The sequence below is a fragment of the Caballeronia sp. LZ001 genome (assembly GCF_031450875.1).
Taxonomy (GTDB): Bacteria; Pseudomonadota; Gammaproteobacteria; order Burkholderiales; family Burkholderiaceae; genus Caballeronia.
In genome coordinates, this window is the sequence record NZ_JARTVX010000004.1 from 2008682 (window position 1) to 2026331 (window position 17650).

Here is a 17650-nt window from a genome sequence, read left to right on the forward strand (position 1 = left end):
CGTTCGCACGTAGTTAGGCGGCCGGATGTCTGCGAAGGTCATAAACCCGCTCCTCTTCGAACGAAAAAACCCCACGCGTGCGGCAGCGTGGGGTTCGTCGATGTCTGCGCCCTGTTACCCGGGCGCTTCAACCTACAGCGTGTCCGGCAGCTCGATTGCAGGCGTCGTGGTATTGCCGCCCTGCGCAACGAGCACGCGAATCTTGTTCGGGATCACTTGCGACAGCGCGTTGCCTGAAGGCAGCGTCGTCACGAGCCAATCGGCGTTGTTGCTCAGATTGAACGGTGCCGACGCATACACCGGCGTCTTCGAACCCGGCAGCGTCGCGACCAGCTGATACGTCCCGCCGTTGACGTAGAGCGAGTCTTGCGTCGTTGCCGGCACGGCGTTCTTGAAGCCGACGCCCGCCATCGTCGGATTGACGGTCGCGATGTTCGTCCCCGGTGCGACCAGATACAGATCGAGAGTCTGCGCATTCGCCGACGCATTGAAGCCGCGCACCCGCGCGCTGTTCGAGAGCAGACCCTTGTCGAACGGATCGTCGATCACGGCAATGGACGGCAGGAAACCCGCGTCAGGCAGCGCGATCACCGTGTACTCGTGACCCTTGGCGGCATTCGAGATGCTCGTGTCGGTCGCGAGTTGCGTCGTCGTATTGACGGCGGCGTAGGAGAAGTTCTGCTGGCCCGTATCGATGTTTGCGAAGTTCGTCACCGTCTGGTAGCCGAGATTCGCTTGCAGCACCTTGCCGTTGTCGTAAAAGTCGACGTTGGGGGCACTCGGGATCGCGTGGATGAAGTGGACTTCTGGATTCGTGAGTCCGAGTTCCTTGCCTACGTCGTCGGAGCCGCCACAAGCGGACAGGATCGAGGCGACGGCGGCAAGCGCGGTGACTGTGCGGATGAGCTTCATGTTTCCACCTTCCTTAGCTTTAGTCATTGATTTTGTTGTCCGGTCCGCGCTGCGAGCATCATGCTTAAGTGATCATGCGTATTGCCCGGCGCGCCTCGGAAGACCCCTTCTCTCTTTTGCTTCTATTCCCTTGAACGACAGGCTTTCGTGTCATGCCGATGAAACTGTCGTTCGAGGGTGACGGCATTGAGCAATGCGCATGCCCTGCATCGGTGCGCAGAGGCGGCCGATATGACGGCGAGCCTTGCGCCGCAAGGCTTTGTTATTCGTTAGAGGAATTGCTCGGGCCGAGCTGGAAGGCCGACTAAAGCGGCGCCGGATACGAGCGAATGCAGCGCGCGGAGGAGATTTTTACAAAAGGAAAGGCGGAAGGCGCGCAGCTCAAATCAACCCCCGCCGCCGATAATCAAACCAAAACGACAACGCAACGCTCATCAAAATCACGACCGTGGCAACAACCGTCCACTGCGTGATGATTTCCCCAAGCAACAAAGCGCCCAATGAAACCGCGACGACCGGATTCACGTAAAGACAACTCGTCGCGACAATCGTGCTCGTGTTCCGAATGAGAAAGTTATAAGCGACATACGCGGCCATCGAACCAATCACGACGAGATACAAGAATGAAAACCCCGCGCCCATGCTCACTTGGCCAAGGCGCTCGCCTGACACGAACGCGATGACAGTCGCGATAAGCCCGCCAAGCCCGATCTGCAACGCAGTCGACATCAGCAGATCGGAAGGCTGCGAGAGACGGCTTGCCAAATGCGCCCCGCCCGCCCAAAAAATTGCCGCGCACAAGATGGCAAGCGTGCCGACGGTCGAGCTCGGCGAGGGATCGCCATGATTGAGCAACACGATACCCATGAGACCCAGCGCCACCGCAAACCATTCGCCCTTCGCCACACTGCGCCCGGCAAGCGCGGTGAAGATCGTCGCGAAGAGCGGCACGGTAGCCACCATCACGGCAGCCGTGCCGGTTCCCACCGTGCGCATGCCGTAAGCCATCATCCCGCTCGACAAACCTTCGAGCAAAGTCCCGACGATCGCTGCATTCCGTACTTCACGCGCCGTCGGCCACACCGCCTTGCGATGCACGGCGATCACGAAGAGACCGACGCCAGCGCACAGGTTACGCAGGCCGCCAAGCATGAGCGGCGGAAACGATTCGAGCGCCAGGTGAATGCCGAGATACGTCGATCCCCACACGAGATAAACGACGGCCAGCGCGAGCGCGACGCGTCCCTTGAGGCTGCGAGGAGCGCGAAACGGAAAGCGGTCGGGAAAACCGAGCGGCAGACGCGGAGGTACGGCAGACATGCATTACTCCGCGAAGCGCGCCCGGATCGGGGCAAGAGACTTGCAATGGGGACTGCCGCCAATCGACCGAACGGGGCATGAGCTTGAAGAACGCGCGCGCCAGGTGACGAACGAGGCGGGACTGACGATGGACGGCATGACGGAGCGAAAGAAGTGCGGAAGCGACAGGCGGGGCGACTGCTGACGACATCCGGGTAAGTACCGAAAATCGCGCGCTCGCCATTATGCAGTAAGCGCCTGCGCTTCAGCGCAAACTTCGCGAACGGTTGCCAAGATGCCACGCCACGATGTATGGTGACGCCTGCTAACGCGGGGGTCCTGCGTTGCACATCGCGATTCGTCCGGCTGCGTCGACTGAATGGCCCGTGCAATGTGGGTGAGAAATACCCTTTGAACCTGATCTGGATAATGCCAGCGCAGGGAAGCGTTCGGGCCTCGGCGCACGGTATCTCTCTCACGCGCCACGTCTTCTCGGGCCCGCACCTTTCCATCTCGTTCCTCCCTGTCTAGCTCCTGAATCAGCCGAGCTCGCCGGCGTTCGTTTGTTCGTCGTTCATTCGATCGCCCGCGTGCTCGCTGTCAATTACCGTCCCTGCGACTGAAAAGGAGAAACAGCACATGAATGCGAATCCCAAGTTCCTGTCCGAAAACGCCGTCGTCGATGCAGCCGCCATCGCGCCGCTGCCCAACTCGCGCAAGGTCTACGTGACGGGTTCGACGCCCGACATCCGCGTGCCGATGCGCGAGATCACGCAGTCCGACACGCCCGACAGTTTCGGCGGCGAAAAGAATCCGCCGGTGTACGTGTACGACACGTCCGGCCCCTACTCCGATCCGGACGCGAAGATCGACATCCGCTCCGGTTTGCCCGCGTTGCGCGCCGGCTGGATCGAAGCGCGCGGCGACACCGAGGAACTCGCGGGTCTTTCGAGCGAATTCGGCCGCGAGCGCGCCGCCGATCCGAAAACGGCCGAGCTGCGCTTCCCGGATCTGCATCGTCATCCGCGACGCGCGACGCCCGGCAAGAACGTGTCGCAGATGCATTACGCGCGGCAGGGCATCGTCACGCCGGAGATGGAATACATCGCCATTCGCGAGAATCAGCGCCGCGCCGAATACCTCGAAAGCCTCAAGACGAGCGGTCCGAACGGCGAAAAACTCGCCGCGATGATGGGCCGTCAGCATCCCGGCCAGTCGTTCGGCGCGGTGCCGTTCGACAAGGACGCCCTGAAGGCCATCACGCCCGAGTTCGTACGCGATGAAGTGGCGCGCGGCCGCGCGATCATCCCCGCGAACATCAATCACCCGGAAAGCGAGCCGATGATCATCGGGCGCAACTTCCTCGTGAAGATCAACGCGAACATCGGCAATTCGGCGGTGAGTTCGTCGATCGGCGAGGAAGTCGACAAGATGACCTGGGCGATCCGCTGGGGCGGCGACACGGTGATGGACTTGTCCACGGGCAAGCATATTCACGAGACGCGCGAGTGGATCATCCGCAATTCGCCGGTGCCGATCGGCACGGTGCCGATCTATCAGGCGCTCGAGAAGGTCAACGGCAAGGCCGAAGACCTGACTTGGGAAATCTTTCGCGACACGCTCGTCGAGCAAGCCGAGCAAGGCGTCGATTACTTCACCATTCACGCGGGCGTGCGCCTGCAATACGTGCCGCTGACGGCCAACCGCATGACGGGTATCGTCTCGCGCGGCGGCTCGATCATGGCGAAATGGTGTCTCGCGCATCATCGGGAAAGCTTCATCTACGAGCACTTCGAAGACATCTGCGAGATCATGAAGCAGTACGACGTCTCGTTCTCGCTCGGCGACGGCCTGCGTCCCGGCTCCATCTACGACGCGAACGACGAAGCCCAGCTCGGTGAACTGAAGACGCTCGGCGAACTCACGCAGATCGCGTGGAAGCACGACGTGCAAGTGATGATCGAAGGCCCCGGCCATGTGCCGATGCAGCTCATCAAGGAGAACATGGACCTGCAACTGGAATGGTGCGACGAGGCGCCCTTCTACACGCTCGGGCCGCTCACCACCGACATCGCGCCGGGATACGATCACATCACCTCGGGCATCGGCGCGGCGATGATCGGCTGGTTCGGCACCGCCATGCTTTGCTACGTCACGCCGAAGGAGCATCTCGGACTTCCGAACAAGGACGACGTCAAGACCGGCATCATCACTTACAAGCTCGCGGCGCACGCGGCCGATCTGGCGAAGGGTCATCCGGGCGCGCAGGTGCGCGACAACGCGCTATCCAAGGCACGCTTCGAGTTTCGCTGGGAAGACCAGTTCAACCTCGGCCTCGATCCCGACAAGGCGCGCGAGTTTCACGACGAAACCTTGCCGAAGGATTCCGCCAAGGTCGCGCATTTCTGCTCAATGTGCGGCCCGCACTTCTGCTCGATGAAGATCACGCAGGACGTGCGCGACTTCGCGGCCAAGCAAGGCGTCTCCGAAAGCGATGCGCTCGCCAAGGGCATGCAGACCAAGGCCATCGAGTTCGTGAGGAAGGGCGCGGAGATTTATCAGCCGACCTGAAGCAAACGCTGACTGTACGCAACGGCCTGTGCTTCCTTGCAGACCGTTTTTGCATGGCGCGCGCGTGCACCGTTTCGGGCATCTTTCCTGCTGATAAACGAACGAACCGGCGAAAAAAACGTTGCGGCGTCCGTCGATGAAAGCCAGATCGTGATCGAACGGCAGGACGCGTGGGCAAAGCCGCGGCCGTTTCATTGATCAATCGTTCTGGAGAGTCGACATGAAAATCATCAAACAAATCGGCGCCGCAGCAGTGGTCGTTTCCCTTCTCGCCGGACTCACGGCCTGCGACAACATGACGACGCGTCAACGCGATACGGCCGTTGGCGCTGGTGTTGGCGCCGCGGGTGGGGCCGTGATCGGCGGAAGCGCGTTATCGACGCTGGGGGGCGCGGCAGTAGGCGGGGTTATCGGCAATCAAGTCGGGAAGTAAGTGGGCGATCCACAGTCATCTCATGCGGCAAGCAGTGATGCTTGCCGCCGCTTCGATCGAGGGCTGTTTCAGGATTGATACACGCCGAGGCTTGTTAGCGGACGCGCGACGCGCACGCCGCAACGATCGAGTAAGCTCCTTCTTAACGGACCCTTCCTCGCAATCGCATAGGTAGAGTCCGGCAAGCCGCAAGCAAGGAGCAGCATCATGATTTCCCCGCGCATCATCTTCGGTTACAGGGCAGCGGCCGTTTCGCTTGCTGCCGGATTGCTTCTCGGCGGATGCTACCTGCCGTATCCCGACTACCCTGCTTATTACTATCCGCCGGTTCCCGCTGCCTACACGCAACGTGAGTTCGCGTTACCGGCGCAAGGTGCTTCGGGCGTCAGTGCCGCGAACGCGCCGTCGCAAGCTCAGTACGCAGTGGCCGCGCCGACAGTCGACTACTCGACGATCTATACGAGCACGCCGTATGCGCCGGCTTATCCCTATCCTTACGCGTACGCACCTTATCCCGCTTACGCCGCTTATCCCGCATATGCTGCTTACCCCGGTTACTACGGCTACGGTTATCCGTCGGTGTCGATCGGCTTCGGCTACTGGGGCGGCGGCGGATGTTGCTGGGGACGCGGCTATGGCGGCGGATGGCATGGCGGCGGCGGTGGATGGCACGGCGGTGGCGGCGGATGGCACGGCGGCGGTGGCAGTGGGCAAGGCGGCGGTGGACATGGCGGTGGCGGCCATGGCCATTGAATAATGAAACCCCACGCTCGAATGCGGCGTCGATGTCGCATTCTGCGCCGCTATTACCGAAAAAAGTAACAACTCTGAAACATTTTCCGGCAATGCAGAAGCAATTCGCTTGCCTTGCCGCTCTGTACGATCGGTCACTTTCCTTATCCGACAAGGCCCTGGCGCATTACGCCGGTGCTTTGGCACGATTATCGCTAAATGGTATCCCTACTTATCGGACAGCGCGGGTGGCAGCCCAAGCGTTACCTATCGTTCTCGGGGATTGGACATGATGGCCTTCGCTTTTTTCCTGCTGTGGATGGTCGCATCCCTTGGGCTGCTCGCGCTCTGGGTGTTTCGCCAAGTGCCGGCATCGCGTCTTGAATCCAGCGCGGCACAACGAACGACGGCTACTCCAGCGACCGTCGAGAGCTGAGCGCCGCATCCCGCGAAACGCGTGACCAACCGTCCGAACGGAGCAGATGCGTCACGTCCCTTTCCGCTTCCATCCGGCATCCTTACGCCAATATTCAAGCCTTGACGAGGGCCATCCTCGCCCTATTCTTAGTGAGCGCGTTATGCGGTTGCTTAAAGTCTTCGATACCACTCGAACCAGCAGCGAAGACCGCGGCATCCATCCAAGAATAGAGACACAGGAGACCCGATGTTCCATCAGATCCTCAAGCCTATCGCGGGTTCGCTCGCGCTCTCCTTTATCGTTGCCGCGTTGCCTATCATCGTCGTACTCGTCATGCTCGGCTGGGCGCGCCGTCCCGCGTGGCAGGCTTCGCTTGCGGGACTGATCGTCGCGTTGATCATCGCGATGGTGGGCTGGCACTTCCCGGTTGGACTCGCGCTCGACTCCATCGCGGCCGGCGCCGTGTTCGCGCTCTGGCCGGTGATGTGGATCGTGTTCTCCGCGATCCTGCTCTACAACGTCGCGCAACGCTCGGGACGCTTCGAAGCGTTTCGCGTGTGGATGATCGACAACCTGCCGAACGACCGGCGCATCGTGCTCGTGGTCATCGGCTTTTCGTTCGGCGCGTTGCTCGAAGGCATCTCGGGCTTCGGCACGCCGATCGCCATCACCAGTTCGCTCTTGATCTTGCTCGGCTTTCCGACGCTCGAAGCACTCACGTTCACGCTGATCTTCAACACGGCGCCAGTCGCGTTCGGCGCGCTCGGCGTACCGATCACCGTGCTCGGCGCGGTCACGCATTTGCCCACCGATGCGCTCGCCAAGATGGTCGGCCGCCAGTTGCCGTTCTTCGCGTTCTTCCTGCCGTTCTATGTTATCGGTATCTACGCGGGCTTTCGCAACATGCTGCGCGTGTGGCCCGTGCTGCTCGTCTCGGGCGGCGCGTTCGCGTTGACGCAGTATGTCACGTCGAACTACATCAGCTATTCGCTCACCGATGTCCTCTCCTCGCTCGTCTCGCTGATCCTCACCATAGCGTTCCTGCGCGTCTGGAAGCCCGCGCCCGACGAACGCTTCGCGGTGAACGTCGATCGCCTTGCCAACGCGCGCGGCAACGTCTCGGCCGCTCAGGGATGGATGCCGTGGATCGTCGTCTCGGTCGTGGTGATCGTCTGGACGGTAGCCAAGATCTTCCTCATCGGCGACGTGAAGGTCCCGTGGCCGGGGCTCGACAAGGCGGTCTACATCACGCTCTACAATCAGCCCTACGGCGCGATCTGGGACTTCCAGCCGCTCGCCACCGGCACGGCGATTCTCGTGGCGGCCATCATCACCGCGCTCCTGGTAAAGCTGCCGGCAAGCGAGTTCGGCCACGCTATCGTCGATACCTGGGTGCAAACGCGCATTGCCATCTTCACGGTGGCGACCATCGTCGGGCTCGCGTATCTCATGAACTACTCGGGCATGAACTACACGCTCGGACTCGGGGTGGCCTCGGTCGGGCCGTTCTTCCCGCTCGTGTCGGCCTTTCTCGGCTGGGTGGCGGTGTTTCTCTCAGGCAGCGATACCTCGGGCAACGCGCTCTTCGGCAACCTTCAGGTGGTCGCCGCTCATCAACTCAATCTCAATCCTGTGCTGATGGCCGCGACCAATTCGTCCGGCGGCGTGATGGGCAAGATGATCTCGCCGCAAAACATTTCGACGGGCGTCGCCACGACCGAACTCAAGGGCAAGGAAGGACTCGTCTTCGCGCGCACCTTCAAGCATTCGATTCTGCTCACCATCATTCTCGGCATTCTCGTGTGGCTGCAGCAGAACGTGTTGACGTGGATGATTCCGCCACATTGATTGTTCCTTGCGGTCTCATCGGCGCGATGACCGACGGCACGCGGCGCGGTGCTAACATGCGCGGACTTTTCCTTGGAACACTGAAGTCCGCATCGTCATGTCACCCGTCAATTTGTTGCAACTCGTCTGTCTCGCCGCGCTCTGGGGCGCGTCGTTTCTCTTTATCCGCGTGGGCGTCGCCGAGTTCGGCGTCGCGCCGCTCATGGCCTTGCGCGTCGGCATCGGCGCCGTGTTTCTCGTCGCCATGCTGCTCGGCCGCCGCCAGTTTTCGAGCAGTCTCGCGATCATGCGCAAGCGTGCGCTACCGCTACTCATCGTCGGCATTCTCAATTCGGCCGCGCCGTTCTGCCTCTTCGCTTATGCGGAGCTGACGCTTTCGGCCGGCGCCACATCCGTCATCAATGCGACGACGCCGCTGTGGGGCGCGCTCGTCGCCTATCTCTGGCTGAAGGACCGCCTCACGACCTTGCGCACTATCGGCACGGCGATCGGTTTCGCGGGGGTGCTGCTGCTCGTGTGGAATCAGATAGAAGGCTCGCCCGGATCGGCGGGATCGGGCGCGGCGGGCGTGTTGGCGGCGGCCGCGGCGCTCGCGGCATCGGCGCTATATGGTGTTGCGGGCAACTTCGCGAAAAAGTATCTGATGGACGTCGATGCCATGACCAACGCCGCGGGCAGCATGATCGGCGCGACGCTCGTGCTCGCGCCTATCGCCTTCGTCACGTGGCCCGCCGCGCCGGTCTCCGCGCCTGCATGGGCGGCGGTGCTCGCGCTGGGCGTGGGTTGCACGGGTATCGCGTACTTCATCTACTACCATCTGGTCGCGGTCGTCGGTCCCGCGCGCGCGATGACCGTCACTTTCGTCATTCCGCTCTTCGGCATTCTGTGGGGCGCGTTGTTTCTGCATGAGCGGGTGTCGCTCGTCATGCTCGAAGGCTGCGCCGTCGTGCTTGCGGGCACCGCGCTCGCCACCGGCGCGATCAAGCGCCTGCCGTTTTCAGGACGCCGCAAGCTCGTAGGCTGAACTAGACTGCAAACAGCGCAGCCGCTGCCGCAGTGCGAGATTCATCGAATTGTTCGGATGCGCGTTGCATTTCGTGCAACGCGCCGGCATGCGCATCCATGCGTTTCCTGGAGCAGACCATGCACGACTTTTTCGCGAAGGCCAGGCACGAATTGATGAAGATGCTGCCGCCCACCTTGTTCTTCTTCGTCGTGCTGCACGTGGTGATGGTCGTGCACGCGCTCATGGTGAAAGGCGCCGGCCTGTCGATTCCCGCGTCGGCATCCGTGCTCGTCGCCTCACTCATTCTCGGCAAGGCGGTTCTATTCGCCGATATGCTTCCGTTCATCAATCGCTATCCCGAGCGCCCGCTCATCTGGAATGCGGGATGGAAAACCGTCATTTATACGCTCGTCGCGCTGGTGCTTCATTACCTGGAGCGCTTGTTCGAGTTCTGGAAAGAGACGCATAGTCTTGCGGCCGCGCACCAGGACTTGCTGGACCATCTGAACTGGCCGCAATTCTGGGCCGTGCAGATTCTGCTTGTCACGCTCGTCTTCAACTATTGCGTCTTCGCGGAACTCGCGCGCGTGCTCGGACGCGGCAGGCTTAAGACGATCATGCTCGGGCCGCTCGATGTATCGCCCGCGAAGCAGCACGGCTGACGCGCCGCTTCAACTCTCGCTCGAATCCCGCTTCAGTCGCCGTGCACCGGCCCGCGCCCGGCCTTGATCGCCCCGCGCCTGACCTTGCCTTCGACGCGCCGCACTTGCGAACCGCGCGTTGGCTTGGTCGCGATGCGCTTGCGGCGCACGATGCTCACGCTGCGAATCAGCTCGTCGAGCCGCGCGAGCGCCGCCGCGCGATTCATGTCCTGCGTCCGATATTCCTGCGCCTTGATGACGACCACGCCATCGCGCGTCACGCGGCTATCCGACAGCGCGAGCAGCCGCGCCTTGATGTGCTCCGGCAACGACGATGCGCGGATGTCGAAGCGCAGATGAATGGCGCTCGATACCTTATTGACGTTCTGCCCGCCCGCACCCTGCGCGCGCACGGCCGTCAGCTCGATCTCGTGCGGCGGCACGGCGATGCTGTCGCTCATCGGTGGGCTCCCTTGAAGATGTGTTCGGCGCTTTTCACGTGAGCATAACAAAGGCCGCGAGGCGCCGAAAAGCTGGCCATTCGGCCGAGTTCCGAACGAAGCGCAAGTGAGTTATAAGTGCATGACAAGTGCGATAGACTCAACCCGCCTGACCGCCTGGGTCCGGAGCGTGCTTCGCCCGTGGTCATAACGAGCGTCAAACCAGGAAGTCGATGCGCTATTCGTTCGAAATCAGGAAGTTCATTTACAGCCAGTATTTCTTCGGCGGCTTGCGGATCGCTCTGGGCGTGTCGCTGCCCGCCGTGCTCATGCTCATCGTGTTTCACAATCGCGAGCTGGGCTTCACCATCGCGACGGGCGCGCTTGGCGCGTGTGTCGTCGACATGCCGGGTCCGCTCAAATACAAGCACAACGAGATGCTCGCGTGCACGGTGATCGGCTTCTTTTCGGCGCTCGCCACGGGCATTGCGACGGCGCATCCGTTGACGCTATGGCTCACGGTCGTGCCGCTCACCTTCGTGCTCTCGCTGATCGTCGTCTATGGCAACCGCTGGCCGCAGATCAGCTTCGCCACGCTCTTCATGATGGTCGTCACGCTGGAAGAGCACTTCACGCCGATGCAGGCGCTCGTCAACGCGTCGTGGATCTTGCTGGGCGGCCTCTGGTACACGTACTGGGCCACGCTCGTGACGCCGGCTGCTCGTGTATCGCATCGAACAGCAGGCACTGGCGCAGAGCATCTTCAGTTGCGCGGAGTACTTGCAGGCGCGCGCCGAGTTTTATGACAACGACGCCGATCTCGACGAATGCTACCGAAAGCTGATCGAAAAGCAGATTGCGGCGGTGGAGCAACAGGAAGCCGCGCGCGACATCGTGCTGCGCAATCTGCCGAAAGTAAAAAGCCGCAAGCTCGACGCGCGGCGCGCGCGGCTTTTCAATCTGTTCATCAACGTGGTGGATCTGCACGAGTTCTTCGTCGGCGCGCATACGGACTATCCGCTCGTGCGCAAGACGTTCGCGGGCTCGGACGTGCTGATCTTTTATCGCGACCTGATGCACAAGGCGAGCGCGGATCTCGAGGAAATCGGCTTGGCCGTATTGCAGAACAGTTCCGCGCCCAGGCAGATCAGCATGAAGGCGGAGCTGCGCGCTATCGAGTACGAACTCGAACTCATGCGCAAGCACGGCATGCCCGAGAAGAACGCCGAAGCCTACGCGGCCGCGGCGGCGGTGTTCCGCCGTTTGTGGAGCGCCACGCGCCTGATCGACAAGATGCGCCGCCGCACGCGCGATGACGCGAGCCTGATCGAAACCGAAGTGCAGATCGACCATGCGTTGTCGCGTTTCATATCGAGCCGGCGCGTGCCGTTCATGCAGATTTTCTCGAATCTCACGATGGCCTCGCCGAGCTTCCGGCACGCGCTTCGGGTCACGATCGCGGTGGGCATCGGCTTTTGGCTGGGACGGCTCTTGCCGCTCACGAACGCGTACTGGATCGTGATGACCACGGTCATCATTCTGAAGCCTGGCTATTCGCTCACGAAGCAGCGCAACACGCAGCGGATCATCGGCACGGCGATAGGCTGCGCGCTGACCATCGCGCTGATTCTGCTCGTGAAGGAGCCGCACATTCTGCTCATCGTGATGTTCGCGTCGATGGTGATGAGCTACAGCCTGCTGCTCTTCAACTATGCGGCGAGCGTGGTGTTCACGTCGTCGTATGTGCTCTTGATGTTTCATCTGCTCGCGCCGGGAAGCATGCGGCTGATCGGCGAACGGGCTATCGATACGGTGGTCGGTTGCGCGATTGCAATCGCGGCGAGCCATCTGTTCCCGTATTGGGAATATCGGCTGATGGGCAAGCTCGTGAAGGATCTGCTTGGCGCGACGCGCAATTATCTCGAGGCGAGTTGGTGGTGGAAGGCCAAGAGCGCGAGCACGGGGCAAGCGGAGAGTAAAGCGCGTGGCGGTGCGGGTGCGGGTGCGGGTGCGGGTGCGGGTGCGGGTGCGGGTGCGGGTGCGGGTGCGGGTGCGGGTGCGGGTGCGGGTGCGGGTGCGGGTGCGGGTGCGAGCACCCGCACGCAAGATTCGATTGCACCGGCCGCCGTTGCCACGGCCACCGCGACACAGACGCTAGACGACGCCGCCGTATCGACCATCGTGATCGCGAAAGAAGCCGCCAACGAATCCACCGTCGATACCCCCGCGCTCGATCCGAATCTCGTGACGGCATCGGCGGTACGTGCCGCGAGCGCAACGGCGGAAAAGCTGTCGTCGGTGAGCATCGGCGAGAGCACGGCGGCGACCACCAGCAAGGGCGCATCGGCTGCCGCGACCGTCGCCGCCACCGCGCTGGACCGCGACTTCCGCTACCGGCTCGCGCGCAAGAACGTGCACATTGCGTTCGCCAATCTCGCGCAAGCGTTCCAGCGAATGATGCTGGAGCCCAAGGCGCAGCAAAAATATGTCGCCGAACTCAACGATCTGCTCGTGCAAAGTCACGTGCTCGCGTCGCAGATCACGGCAGCGGCGCCGCTTCTGCAAACGATCAACGAAGCCGAAGGTCAGGCGTTCGAACCGTTGCAACGGACTTTCGGAATCGTGCGCGACAATCTGTCGGATGCACAGGGCGCGCTGCCGGAGCCCGCGCGCGAAGAAGCGACACCGGCGAATGCGGACGACATCAAGGAACTGCGCCGCGAACTCGACGCCATGGTCACGAACGCCGAACGCACGCAGGCGTTGCCCGCCGATGCGCTTCACGATCTCAAACTGCTTGCGCATCAATGCAAGCAGATGCTTACGGCGTCCGCGCTGATCAGCAAGGATGCGGCGCAGATTCGCTTGCCGGTTTGAGGGGCTCGGCTACTGCGACGCTCCGATCGCCGGCACGGCCGGCCGCGCATCGCTCGCTGGCGAAGGCGTCGCGTTCTGTTGATCAAAGTCGCGCTTCTCTCGAATCGCGTTATACGCGAGCGTGCCGATCACGAGCAACACCACGACGACGATAAACGCGCCGACGCCGAATGTCGGATTCTTCTTCTTGGGCGCGCCGTTGCGGGTACTATCCGGGCGGCGGTCGTTGCGGTCATCGGTCATGGCGGATGTTGCGTCTCCTGGCGCGTTTCGTCATCAACCCGTGATAGTACCCGCACTGGTTTTCAGTTGCGTTGCGCCGACCGTTCCTCGATCTGCCGCATGTCCGCGCGCGCCGTTTCGGAAGACGGCCAAGCACCGCGAAATTCTTTGCTGCACGGTCCCGCTTGAGAGGCACCGCGTCACCGGCCATACTTCCTTCGATTCCATGCGCGTCTGATTCCGGCCGGGGCAGTAAGGGCTAGACCGGAATACCTAGTGACTGGACGCGTTACGCCGCCCTCCACGGGCGGTTTTTTTTGGCGAATCGAGCATGCCGCGCCTTCCACAGGCAGGCGCTTGGTGCGGACCGAAGTGGCATGGCGCGGGCAAGCGCCAACCGCCATCTGAAAACAAGTCACGCCTCAGGATTCGAGCGTGGGACGCACCGGCAATGCGGTCGAATACTTGATCTGCTCCATCGCGAAGCTCGAACTGACATCGTAGAGCGGCACGGCGCGAATGAGCTGCTTATAGACGCGGTCGTAATCGTCGATATCGGATACCACCACGCGCAGCAGATAGTCCGTCTCGCCACTCATCCGATACACCTCCACGACCTCCGGAATGTCGCGCACGGCGCGCGTGAAGTCCTCGGCCCAGATCTGCGTGTGCTGATTCGTGCGTACCGCGACAAACACCGTGGTGCCGACACCCAGCTTCTTCGGATCGCATAGCGCCACCTGTGCGCGGATCACGCCGGTTTCCTTCAAGCGCTGCACGCGCTTCCAGCACGGTGTCTGCGAAAGATTCACGCGCTGCGCAAGCTCGGCGATAGGCATCGTCACGTCGGTCTGCAGCAATTCCAGCAGCTTGCGATCGATAAGGTCCATTCCCACAGCGCACCCCCGATAGGAAATTATTCTATTTTTGGTTCTTCGAGCGGAATTATATGGAAACTAATTCTTGGCGCAAGCCGGTATAAATGTTGTTCGCGAAACACAACGAAAACCGGTGCCGTCATCATGAAATTCGAAGCGTTCAGCCGCCTTTCGCGGCCTCGGGATCAAGCGCCGGCGTCGCTACGCGGCGGTTCGGCGCTAAACCGGCTCTGCGATGAAATCGATGCCGCCTTCCATTCCGCCGATGCCTTGTCGTTCGGATCGCGCGTGCGTGCGGCTCTGCGGCGCGCTTCGTCCGATACGAGCTTGCTGCGCCTCGACCAGCGTGAGAGCGGCGCGCGCGGCTATCGCCGTCATCTGCTGGCGGCCGACCCGCTTGACCGCTACGCCATCGCCGCGCTCGTCTGGGAGCCGGGACAGGCGAGTCCGGTGCACGGTCATCGAACGTGGTGCGGCTATGCGGTGATCGACGGGACGCTTGAAGAGACGCTTTATCGCTGGGACGCGCCTTCGGCATCAGCCATCGAAACGCGGCATCATGCGCGCGAGGCCGGCGACGTCTCCTTCGTGCAGGCGGGCCGAGGCGCGATTCACCGCCTGGGAAATCCCGCCGATGCCACCGCGCGCGCGATCTCGCTGCATATCTACGGCGTCGCGGGCGACGAGATTGCCACGCACGTGAACGACTTGCTCGCGGCCTGACGACGAGTTCGTCTCAACCTTTGCCCGGCTCTGCCGTGGGAATCTGCGGCGGAATTTGCACGGACTGGTCCGTCGGCGGCGGCGCGGGACGCGGTTCGTGCGAGACATCGCGGGCCTTCGAGGGATCGGCATCCACCAATTCCTCGTCTTCGAGCAGCCGCTCCTCGCCCGTCCAGATGCGCTGCGCGCGGCCATCGGCGTGCGGCTCGAACGCGGCATGCAGGTCGGTGCGGCTCATCTGCACATGCATCCGCGGCACGGGAATCTCGATGCCCGCCTCGTCCATCCGCCGCTTGATGCGCAGATTGAACGCCCGCGCCACACTCCATTGCTGCAGCGGCCGCGTCTTGATCTGCCCTTTCACGACCATCCAGTTCGGATCGAAACGGTCCAGTCCCCAGACCTCCACCGGACCCAGCATCTCGCGCCGATAGCGCAGATCGTCCATCAGCTCGACTCCGACTTCGCGAATCATTTGCGTGATTTCGTCGACATCCGCCGAAAACGGCATGCGCACTTCGAACACGGCGTAGGCGAAGTCGCGCGACAGGTTCTTCACCGTCTTGATCTGCGAGAAGGGAATCGCGTGGATTGCGCCCTGGCCGTCGCGCAGGCGCACGGTGCGGATCGTCAGACTTTCGACGATACCCGCGTGGCCGCCTTCCACCTCGATCGAATCGCCAACGGAAATGGTGTCCTCGATGATGATGAAAAGCCCCGTGATCAGATCCGCGACCAGCGATTGCGCGCCGAAGCCGACCGCGAGCCCGATCACGCCCGCGCCCGCCAGCAAGGGCGTGACGTTCAGGCCGAGATTGGCCGCGGTGACGATGCCCGCGATCATCAGCAGCACGACGAACACGACGTTGCGCACGAGCGGCAGCATGGTGCGCGCGCGCATGCTCGGGCCGCGCGTGCCGCGCCGCGTGGAATCGGGCCGCAACGTCTCCTGGATGGCGGTATCGATCAGGATCCACACCAGCCAGACGATGAAGAACGTCAGCACGATCATGGCGAACGCGCGCGTGATGCCGCGCGCCGCGACGCTCTCCTCGGCCATGTGCGCGAGCGAAAAACCCCAGAAGCGCGACGACAGTTCGAGGAATACGAGCCACACGCCGGTCACGATCATCGTGCCGACGAATTTCACGAGCCGCCGCACGTAAGCCGACTGGCGGCGCGGCTTCTGCGACTTCGGCCGCGTGATGCGGATCACGATCGCCGACAGGAAGAACGCGACGACGAGCAGTCCGGCGGTCGCAATCGCCATCTGCAACACGTTCTCGGATGTACCGATGCCCGCGAGCGTCGCCACCACCGACGCCGACGCCAGCAGCAGCAACGGCACCTGCCACAACGAAGCGACCACTTCGAAGGTCTCGGTCGCGGCCTTGCGCGTGTTGCGCTGCTCGTAGGTGCGGCTGCGGATCAGATGCGCGACCGGCCGCTGGAACGCCAGCGCGAAATACGCGGTAAGCGCCGCCGCGCCCATGTTTGCGAAGGTCGAGATCAGGGCGGACAGATTGGTGCCGAGTTGCTGCGCGACGTCGTAGTTGGCGGCCGCGTCGCCGAGCGCACCGAACGTGCCGATCAGGAACAGGAGCCGCCGCGCGCGGATGATCAGCACGTTCACCGCCACACGCCGGTGTGCCGAGCCGAACAGCGAAAACATGATGAGGCAGATCGCCGAGAACACCGCGCCCGCCACGATGGCGTAGGCCGTGACCATCGCGAGCGTGCGGCCGAGCGAAAGCGGCATCATGCGCACGAAGGCCAGCGCGACGAGGAACGCGAACAAATAAGGCGCGACGCGCCGCAGCGCGAAGAGCAGCAATTCGCGCGTGGTCGGGTTGGAATGCAGTCCGGCCTGGATGCCGTAACGCGCGTGGACCTGCCGCTGCACATAGACGAGGACGAACGCGCACGCGCCCCAGCCGACTAGCATCGCGAAGTAATTGAAGAGCGTGCGGCCGAACGGCTCGCGGCTCTGGCTCGTGACGATGGTGAAGAGTTCGTTGCCGGCCGCGTTGAAGCGCCCGCCCCAGTACGCGATCGGCGTTTTGCCGCGCTTCACGTCGGCTTCGATGTTCGTGAGCGCCGATGCTATCGCGCCCAGCAAGCCCGCGTTCTGCGCCATGCTCGCCACGACCGACGATGCCGTCGACGGCGTGGCCGCGGGCGCGCTTGCGCCTGACGCAGCGGCTGAATCGACCGCGACCGCGCCCGATGCCGCGCCAGCCGTCTCGGCCGCGCGCTTGGCTTCGCGCAGTTTCTTCAATTGCGCGACGAGCGCGCCGCGCTGTCGATCGCTGTCGAGCGTCGAGATGACCGTATCGAGCGAGCGCACCATGTCGGCATCCGATACGGCCGGGTCCGTCACGCCGGAAGCCGCATCGGGAGCGGATGCGGGTGCGGCGGGCTTGATCAGTTCCTCGAACGAAGGCAGCGTGAGCGCCGGAGCCGCGAACGCGGCGGGCGAGAAAAGCGCAAGCGCGGCCATCCAAAATATCGCGACGATCGCCAGCGCGCCGTCATGCGCGAGCTTGCGTGACTTCATAACTGTCTCGATTTCCGAAAGACCGCCAGTTTAGCGGCTGCGGTAAAGGCATCGGCCGAAACGGACGTAACGGAATGTTAAGTCCGCGCCGGC

The 17650-nt window shown here is 62.6% G+C and carries 16 protein-coding genes and 1 riboswitch; of the genes, 10 read left to right on the plus strand and 6 right to left on the minus strand.

The genetic code is table 11. The features are described from left to right. Positions 1-132: 132 nt before the first annotated feature. On the minus strand, positions 133-912 hold the full coding sequence (locus tag P9292_RS20215; protein ID WP_309936222.1) for a DUF4397 domain-containing protein: 780 nt from the start codon (positions 910-912) through the stop codon (positions 133-135). A 381-nt stretch (positions 913-1293) separates the two neighbouring features. Continuing rightward, the gene (locus tag P9292_RS20220; protein WP_309960954.1) at positions 1294-2232 is read right to left on the minus strand and encodes an EamA family transporter; all 939 of its coding nucleotides are present in this window, start codon (positions 2230-2232) and stop codon (positions 1294-1296) included. 301 nt (positions 2233-2533) lie between these two features. Beyond that, positions 2534-2673: riboswitch (TPP riboswitch) on the plus strand. Between the two features lie 177 nt (positions 2674-2850). On the opposite strand from P9292_RS20220, the gene thiC reads away from it, so the two are divergent. The 7 genes from thiC to P9292_RS20255 all read left to right on the plus strand — a co-directional run bounded on the left by thiC (position 2851) and on the right by P9292_RS20255 (position 9881). Then, positions 2851-4782: a phosphomethylpyrimidine synthase ThiC gene (gene thiC / locus P9292_RS20225; protein WP_309960956.1), complete on the plus strand. Its 1932-nt coding sequence runs from the start codon at positions 2851-2853 to the stop codon at positions 4780-4782. 220 nt (positions 4783-5002) lie between these two features. Beyond that, positions 5003-5215, plus strand: a complete 213-nt coding sequence (locus tag P9292_RS20230) for a glycine zipper domain-containing protein (RefSeq protein WP_244827561.1) — start codon at positions 5003-5005, stop codon at positions 5213-5215. A 207-nt stretch (positions 5216-5422) separates the two neighbouring features. Next, the gene (locus P9292_RS20235; protein WP_309960959.1) at positions 5423-5968 is read left to right on the plus strand and encodes a hypothetical protein; all 546 of its coding nucleotides are present in this window, start codon (positions 5423-5425) and stop codon (positions 5966-5968) included. Between the two features lie 268 nt (positions 5969-6236). Next, positions 6237-6383, plus strand: coding sequence for a hypothetical protein (locus tag P9292_RS20240; protein WP_250464286.1), 147 nt, complete (start codon positions 6237-6239; stop codon positions 6381-6383). A gap of 228 nt (positions 6384-6611) precedes the next feature. Continuing rightward, positions 6612-8213, plus strand: coding sequence for an L-lactate permease (locus P9292_RS20245; protein WP_250525651.1), 1602 nt, complete (start codon positions 6612-6614; stop codon positions 8211-8213). A 97-nt stretch (positions 8214-8310) separates the two neighbouring features. Further along, positions 8311-9237 (plus strand): DMT family transporter, encoded by a 927-nt coding sequence (locus tag P9292_RS20250; RefSeq protein ID WP_250525650.1) that lies wholly within the window; start codon positions 8311-8313, stop codon positions 9235-9237. Between the two features lie 119 nt (positions 9238-9356). After that, positions 9357-9881 carry a hypothetical protein gene (locus tag P9292_RS20255; RefSeq protein WP_309960961.1) on the plus strand — a complete coding sequence of 175 codons (525 nt, stop codon included), beginning with the start codon at positions 9357-9359 and terminating at the stop codon, positions 9879-9881. Positions 9882-9913: 32 nt separating this feature from the next. Here the strand turns inward: P9292_RS20255 and arfB are convergent, their stop codons facing one another. After that, positions 9914-10321: an alternative ribosome rescue aminoacyl-tRNA hydrolase ArfB gene (gene arfB, locus P9292_RS20260; protein WP_250464280.1), complete on the minus strand. Its 408-nt coding sequence runs from the start codon at positions 10319-10321 to the stop codon at positions 9914-9916. Positions 10322-10533: 212 nt separating this feature from the next. On the opposite strand from arfB, the gene P9292_RS43215 reads away from it, so the two are divergent. Then, positions 10534-11106: an FUSC family membrane protein gene (locus P9292_RS43215; RefSeq protein WP_409015179.1), complete on the plus strand. Its 573-nt coding sequence runs from the start codon at positions 10534-10536 to the stop codon at positions 11104-11106. Then, complete coding sequence (locus P9292_RS20265; protein ID WP_409015180.1) at positions 11024-13177, plus strand: FUSC family membrane protein; 2154 nt, start codon at positions 11024-11026, stop codon at positions 13175-13177. Before P9292_RS43215 ends, P9292_RS20265 begins: the two co-directional genes overlap by 83 nt. Before the next feature lie 9 nt (positions 13178-13186). Here the strand turns inward: P9292_RS20265 and P9292_RS20270 are convergent, their stop codons facing one another. Further along, positions 13187-13420 carry a hypothetical protein gene (locus P9292_RS20270; protein WP_244827554.1) on the minus strand — a complete coding sequence of 78 codons (234 nt, stop codon included), beginning with the start codon at positions 13418-13420 and terminating at the stop codon, positions 13187-13189. Positions 13421-13821: 401 nt separating this feature from the next. Next, complete coding sequence (locus P9292_RS20275) at positions 13822-14289, minus strand: Lrp/AsnC family transcriptional regulator (RefSeq protein ID WP_244827553.1); 468 nt, start codon at positions 14287-14289, stop codon at positions 13822-13824. 132 nt (positions 14290-14421) lie between these two features. On the opposite strand from P9292_RS20275, the gene P9292_RS20280 reads away from it, so the two are divergent. After that, a complete protein-coding gene (locus P9292_RS20280) occupies positions 14422-15000 on the plus strand; it encodes a cysteine dioxygenase family protein (RefSeq protein ID WP_309960963.1) in 579 nt (192 codons plus the stop codon). 13 nt (positions 15001-15013) lie between these two features. Here the strand turns inward: P9292_RS20280 and P9292_RS20285 are convergent, their stop codons facing one another. After that, positions 15014-17557 (minus strand): mechanosensitive ion channel family protein, encoded by a 2544-nt coding sequence (locus tag P9292_RS20285; protein WP_244827551.1) that lies wholly within the window; start codon positions 17555-17557, stop codon positions 15014-15016. Positions 17558-17650: the final 93 nt, after the last annotated feature.

Coding starts and splice junctions, on each gene's coding strand:
- P9292_RS20275 (WP_244827553.1), bottom strand. CDS start 14,289: ATGGACCTTATCGATCGCAAGCTGCTGGAATTGCTGCAGACCGACGTG.
- P9292_RS20215 (WP_309936222.1), bottom strand. CDS start 912: ATGAAGCTCATCCGCACAGTCACCGCGCTTGCCGCCGTCGCCTCGATC.
- P9292_RS20270 (WP_244827554.1), bottom strand. CDS start 13,420: ATGACCGATGACCGCAACGACCGCCGCCCGGATAGTACCCGCAACGGC.
- P9292_RS20220 (WP_309960954.1), bottom strand. CDS start 2,232: ATGTCTGCCGTACCTCCGCGTCTGCCGCTCGGTTTTCCCGACCGCTTT.
- P9292_RS20285 (WP_244827551.1), bottom strand. CDS start 17,557: ATGAAGTCACGCAAGCTCGCGCATGACGGCGCGCTGGCGATCGTCGCG.
- arfB (WP_250464280.1), bottom strand. CDS start 10,321: ATGAGCGACAGCATCGCCGTGCCGCCGCACGAGATCGAGCTGACGGCC.
- P9292_RS20280 (WP_309960963.1), top strand. CDS start 14,422: ATGAAATTCGAAGCGTTCAGCCGCCTTTCGCGGCCTCGGGATCAAGCG.
- P9292_RS20230 (WP_244827561.1), top strand. CDS start 5,003: ATGAAAATCATCAAACAAATCGGCGCCGCAGCAGTGGTCGTTTCCCTT.
- P9292_RS20250 (WP_250525650.1), top strand. CDS start 8,311: ATGTCACCCGTCAATTTGTTGCAACTCGTCTGTCTCGCCGCGCTCTGG.
- thiC (WP_309960956.1), top strand. CDS start 2,851: ATGAATGCGAATCCCAAGTTCCTGTCCGAAAACGCCGTCGTCGATGCA.
- P9292_RS43215 (WP_409015179.1), top strand. CDS start 10,534: ATGCGCTATTCGTTCGAAATCAGGAAGTTCATTTACAGCCAGTATTTC.
- P9292_RS20255 (WP_309960961.1), top strand. CDS start 9,357: ATGCACGACTTTTTCGCGAAGGCCAGGCACGAATTGATGAAGATGCTG.
- P9292_RS20240 (WP_250464286.1), top strand. CDS start 6,237: ATGATGGCCTTCGCTTTTTTCCTGCTGTGGATGGTCGCATCCCTTGGG.
- P9292_RS20245 (WP_250525651.1), top strand. CDS start 6,612: ATGTTCCATCAGATCCTCAAGCCTATCGCGGGTTCGCTCGCGCTCTCC.
- P9292_RS20235 (WP_309960959.1), top strand. CDS start 5,423: ATGATTTCCCCGCGCATCATCTTCGGTTACAGGGCAGCGGCCGTTTCG.